Below are 5,438 nucleotides of genomic sequence, written 5' to 3'. Positions count from 1 at the left end.
ATCGGGGGCCGGCGGCGGCGGGGAGTTGCCGCGGTGGTGGCGGCTGCGGCGGGGGTGGTGCTGGTCGCGGTGCCTGCGGAGGGGCTGGAGCGGAGCCCGGTGCCGCCCGATCCCGCGCCGGGCGGGCCGCTGCGGCCGTACGAACCTGATGTTCCGGGGCCGCGCAACATCGACGGCCTGGCCGGTGAGATCACCTCCGACGGCGGTACGTCCGGCAAGGGCGTCCTCGTCGGGTTCGACCGGACCAGCCGGGCCGAACCCGAGGGACCGCCGGCCGCCGCCCGCCGCTTCGTGTTCCTCTTCGACGACGCGCTCCGCTTCCGCCCGGACGCCTTCCCGACCTGCGCCCGTACGACGGTCGAGTCGGGCGGCGTCGCCGCGTGCCCCGAGGACGCGCTGGTCGGACGCGGGACCAGCCACCTCTACCCCGACGGCACCGCGGAGGTGTACGCCGTCAACACCCGCCACCCGAACGGGATGCGCGGCGCCATAGTCGTGATCCCGGCGAACGACACGATCCTCGAACTGACCTGGGAACCGGTCACCGCCCCCTACCGCGGCCTCGGCTACCGCTGGGCCCTCGACGAGATCATCCCGCCCAGCCCCACCCCACCCGAACAGCGCGTCGGCACCCGCCGCTTCGAACTGACCTGGGGCGCCACGCGCACGGTCGGCGACCGCACGGTCAGCTTCGCCGAGACGAAGGCGAAGCTCGGCGATGAACTACGGCTCGGCTTGTGGAGCGAGTTCGTCACGGGGCAGAGGGTGCTGCCTCAGGCAACGGCGACGACAGCGCCCCGTTAGGGGCGCGGGGCTGTGACATTTGCGGCTCCGCCGCGGGGCGCCGGCGCCCCGCGGGCCGGCCGTGGGTGCGACCAGCCCCCCACCGGCCCGCAGGTGAATCACTGTCCCTCCAGCGGAGCGCTGACGCACTCCTTCTTGCCGCCGGCCGCGGCCAGAAGGCAGGCCCGGAGGGTAACTCCGGGCCTGGTCGCGGCCATGTCCGTCATGACGTACGACTCCGCGTCGACGTCATCCGCGATGTCGGCGCTGCGGAGGGGACCGCCCGCCGTCATCTCCAGCCGGTCACCGATGCGCGTACCCCACGTCCGGGCCCAACCGGCCCCGCACTTCTCGCTGTAGTGCAGTTCCAGCCAAGCGCCGGTGGCCGTGCGACGTACGGCGAGGGAGTCCGCGTCACGGCACTTCATGTGCCTCGGGTCCCGGCCCTCACAGGCGTTCCCCCGGCAGCGGGGTCCGGGAGTGGACGAAACCGGGGAGGCGGACCGTGACGACTGCGGTTCGGCCTCGTCGTGCGGTAGGACAAGGAGAGCCGCTGCTACGGTCGCGACGCCCACGGCACACACCGACGCGAGCACGGCCATGACCGCACGCTTGCGACCCGTACGTGTGCCCTCCGGCGGGGGCTGGGGTGGGGGCGGAGTCGCAGCCGGGTCAGGGTCCGGAGCCGGGGCCGGGGCCGTACCTGTGCCTGCACCCGTACGCGTACCCGCGCCCGTGCTCGAACTCGCCCCGTCCGTCGCCCGCCCGCTCCACCCCGACTCCGCGATCTCCCACAGAGCGAGGCACCGGCCGTCCGGTTCGCGGGCGAGACGGCACAGGTCCTGCACCGCCTGGCGTGGCGGCAGCGCCTTGCCGCCCAGGTAGCGGTCCCAGGAGGACTTGCTGTACGCGGTCCGTTCCGCCAGACCCGCCAGGCTCAGGCCCGTGCGCTCCTTCAACTCCCGTAGTGCGGCGGCCAGTCGTACGCGTTCCGGGGACGGCGCCGTCCGCGTCATCCCGATGTCATTCCGGGTCGTCCCCCCTGTCATCCCTGTCATCCCTGCGGGACTTTCCAGGTGTGCGGGCCGACCCGGAGGGCTTTCCAGGTGTGCGGGCCGACGAGCCCGTCCTTGGGCAGCCCGGCCCGCTTCTGGATGATCTGGACCGCGCGCCGCGTCAGCGGACCGTAGATCCCGTCGATCTTCCCCGGCGAGATGCCCGCCCGGCGCAGCAGGCACTGCGCCTCGGCCACCTTCGGCCCGGCGAAGCCGTCCGCCAGGAGGGCGTCCTGGGTGCGGCTGTTGCCCGCGTACCAGTGGCCGTCGATCCGCTCCATCCGGCAGGTGTACGTGGGCTTCGCCGGCGACGACGACGCCGCAGCGGACGGGGCGACGGGAGCCGCCGCTGCTCTGCTCACGCCGTCCGGGGGCCGTACGACCATCAGGACCGCCGCGGAGAGGGCCACCACTAGCGTCACGGTGCCGGCCACGAGCGCGACGCGTGGTGAACGTACGCGCCGCCGCGTCTTCCTGGTCCCGGCCGGCGGGCTCTCCGGCACCTGCACGGCCACGGTTGCTTCCGCTGCCTCCGCTGTTCCTGTCACATGGGGCGCTTTGGTTACGGACGTGGCTCCCCGCCTGTCTCCCCAGGCGTCGGCGGCGATCTCGTGCAGCGCGAGCAGCCGTGTCGGATCGTCGCCGCCGATCCGGGCCATCGCTTCGACGGCCTCCGGGGGCGGCAGCGTCCTGCCGCCCAGGTACCGTTCCCACGACTTCGCGCTGTACCCCGTTTTCGCGGCCAGTTGCCGCATGGTCAGCCCGCTGTGGTCCTTCAGCCGGCGCAGGCGCACGGCCAACTGGCGGACGCGCGGATCAAGTTCGGTCGGCAGCTCTTTCCAACGCGGCATGTTTCCCCACTCGCGTGTGCGGACCTCGACGTGTGTCCGGGTCGTCTCATCGCGTTCCGGGTCCCGTTCCCCGTCGTATCTTGCATCAGGAACCACGGACCCCTCCCGAGGGCGGTTCCCGCACGCGTACGGAATCGGTCACCGCCCGTCGGAGCCGTCCCGCCGTACCGACCCGGCGGACGGCATCCTCGCAGGTCGGCGTAGGTGACGTCCCGCGATGACGTCACTTCTGTGGCAGCTGTGGCGACCCCTGCCCCCGGACCCGCAGTCTCGTTGCCGAGCCGGTCGGTGCGGTCGGCTCCGCCCATCGGAAGGGGAAACGAAATGCGAGCCATGACCAGGACGCTCGTCAGTGTCGCCACCGCCGTCGGGATCGCCGCCGGAGGCGTGGCCGCCGCGGGTACCGCCATTGCGGCACCCGCGCAGGACACGCGGACGGTGGCGAGCGCGGGGGCCGTTGCCCCGCTTGCGGTGAACAACCTCGGCCTGGACGCGGAGGAGGCCAAGAGCGTCCAGCGCTGGCTGCAGCAGTACTGGGGTTACGACGGCGCGATCGACGGGCAGCTGGGCACCAACAGCTGGAAGGCGTTCCAGCGCTACCTCGCAGCGCACTACGGCTACACCGGCCCGATCGACGGCGTCGTCGGAACCGGCACCATCGAGGCGCTGCAGCGCGCCCTGCAGGAGGGCGGCCTCTACGACGGCCCGGTCGACGGAGTCGCCGGATCGGGGACCAAGGCCGCGTTCAAGGACTTCGCCGACTCGGTCTAGCGTCCGGATACGCCGCAGCCCGCCCTCCCCCGGGGGAGAGGACGGGCCGCGGTTCGTACCGTCGCCCGGTCAGAGCCGCTCAGGCGTCCTGATCCCCAGCAGCGCCATGCCCTGGTGCAGCGTCCGGGCCGTCACATCGCACAGGAACAGACGGTTCTCGACCTGGGCCGGAGTCTCCGCCTTCAGGACCGGGCACTTGTCGTAGAACGACGTGTACAGCGACGCCAGTTGGTACAAGTACGCCGTCAGCTTGTGCGGCGCGTACTCCGTGGCGGCCTCCGCGAGTGTCTCCGCGAACCGGTCGATGTGCAGGCCCAGGGCCCGCTCGGCGTCGACCAGTTCGAGCTCCGGGTGCGCGACCGGTTCGGTGGAGCCCGCCTTGCGGAGGATCGACTGGATACGGGCGTACGCGTACTGCAGGTACACGCTCGTGTCGCCGTTCAGCGACACCATCTGGTCCAGGTCGAACTTGTAGTCGCGGCTCGCGGACGTCGACAGGTCCGCGTACTTCACCGCGCCGATGCCGACCTGCGCACCACGCTCGGCGATCTCCTCCTCGGACAGATGACCCTGGGTGTCCTTCTCCCGTACGACGGCCGTGGCGCGGTCGATCGCCTCGTCCAGCAGGTCCACCAGCCGTACGGTCTCGCCCTCACGGGTCTTGAACGGCTTGCCGTCCTTGCCGAGGACCGTGCCGAACGCCAGCTGTACGGCCTTCGTGTCGCCGTTCAGCCAGCCCGCCCTGCGGGCCGTCTCGAAGACCATCCTGAAGTGCAGGGACTGGCGGGCGTCGACCACGTACAGCAGGGTGCTCGCCTTCAGGTTGAAGACGCGGTCCCTGATCGCGGAGAGGTCGGTCGCCGCGTAGCCGTAGCCGCCGTCCGACTTCTTCACGATCAGCGGGACCGGGTTGCCGTCCGGGCCCTTGACGTCGTCGAAGAACACGCACAGCGCGCCCTCCGAGCGGACCGCGACGCCCGACTCCTCCAGCAGGCGGCAGGTCTCGTCCAGCATGTCGTTGTAGCCCGACTCACCGACGATGTCCGGGTCCTGGATCTCCATGTCCAGCTTGTCGAAGACCGAGAAGAAGTAGATCTTCGACTCGTCCACGAACTTCTGCCACAGAGCCAGAGTCTCCGGATCGCCCGCCTGAAGGTCGACCACCCTGCGGCGGGCCCGCGTCTTGAACTCCTCGTCGGAGTCGAAGAGCGTGCGGGACGCCTTGTAGAGACGGTTCAGGTTCGACATGGCCTCCTCGCCGGAGACCTCGCTGTCCTTGTGATCGAGCTCGTGCGGGTGCTCGATCAGGTACTGGATGAGCATGCCGAACTGGGTGCCCCAGTCGCCGATGTGGTGCCTGCGTACGACCGTCTCGCCGACGAACTCCAGGATCTGGACCAGGGCGTCGCCGATGACCGCGGAGCGGAGGTGGCCTACGTGCATCTCCTTCGCCACGTTCGGCTGGGCGTAGTCGATGACCGTCGTGCCGGGGTTCTCGGCGTACGGCACTCCGAGGCGGGCCACCGGGTCCGTCGCGCGCTTCGCGAGGTTCTCGACGATCGCCCTGTCCGTGATCGTGATGTTCAGGAACCCGGGTCCTGACACCTCGATGTCCTTGATCACATCACCGGTCACGACCCGCTCGACGACGCCGCTCGCCAGCTCGCGCGGGTTGGCCTTCGTCTTCTTCGCCAGCGCGAGGATTCCGTTGGCCTGGAAGTCGGCTCGGTCGCTCCGTCGCAGCAGGGGGTCGACGTCGGTGTCTGCGCCGGCCGCCGCCGGGAGGGCGGCGGTGAGCGCGTCCGCCAGGCGCTGGTGGACGTGAGCGGTGAGGGACGTGACCGAGGCCATGGGGTGGGTGCCGTTCTCGTCTTGGGGGTGGTGGATATCGCCAGTATCCCATGGGGGGCAAAGCGGTTTTTTGTGCGCGCGGGTGCGGTGGGCGGGTTGTTTTCGCCCCCGCCGCCCCTACCCGTCC

At 70.8% G+C, this 5,438-nt stretch carries 5 protein-coding genes; 2 read left to right on the top strand and 3 right to left on the bottom strand.

Annotated elements, in window-relative coordinates; translation table 11 throughout:
* Positions 1-804: hypothetical protein (locus tag G6048_RS46520; RefSeq protein WP_206342979.1), on the top strand; the 804-nt coding region annotated here is incomplete at its 5' end.
* A gap of 98 nt (positions 805-902) precedes the next feature.
* Here the strand turns inward: G6048_RS46520 and G6048_RS46515 are convergent.
* Complete coding sequence (locus tag G6048_RS46515) at positions 903-1,799, bottom strand: helix-turn-helix domain-containing protein (RefSeq protein ID WP_165345658.1); 897 nt, start codon at positions 1,797-1,799, stop codon at positions 903-905.
* A gap of 38 nt (positions 1,800-1,837) precedes the next feature.
* Positions 1,838-2,689 (bottom strand): peptidoglycan-binding protein, encoded by an 852-nt coding sequence (locus tag G6048_RS46510; RefSeq protein WP_165345657.1) that lies wholly within the window; start codon positions 2,687-2,689, stop codon positions 1,838-1,840.
* A gap of 324 nt (positions 2,690-3,013) precedes the next feature.
* Here G6048_RS46510 and G6048_RS46505 point away from each other — a divergent pair, with 324 nt between their 5' ends.
* Positions 3,014-3,460 carry a peptidoglycan-binding domain-containing protein gene (locus tag G6048_RS46505; RefSeq protein WP_165345656.1) on the top strand — a complete coding sequence of 149 codons (447 nt, stop codon included), beginning with the start codon at positions 3,014-3,016 and terminating at the stop codon, positions 3,458-3,460.
* Positions 3,461-3,529: 69 nt separating this feature from the next.
* Here the strand turns inward: G6048_RS46505 and argS are convergent, their stop codons facing one another.
* Positions 3,530-5,311: an arginine--tRNA ligase gene (gene argS, locus G6048_RS46500; RefSeq protein ID WP_165345655.1), complete on the bottom strand. Its 1,782-nt coding sequence runs from the start codon at positions 5,309-5,311 to the stop codon at positions 3,530-3,532.
* Positions 5,312-5,438 lie beyond the last annotated feature (127 nt).

Origin of the sequence: Streptomyces ureilyticus (assembly GCF_011045025.1) — a bacterium.
Classification (GTDB): domain Bacteria; phylum Actinomycetota; class Actinomycetes; order Streptomycetales; family Streptomycetaceae; genus Streptomyces; species Streptomyces ureilyticus.
This window is presented reverse-complemented; position numbering and strand designations above follow the sequence as displayed.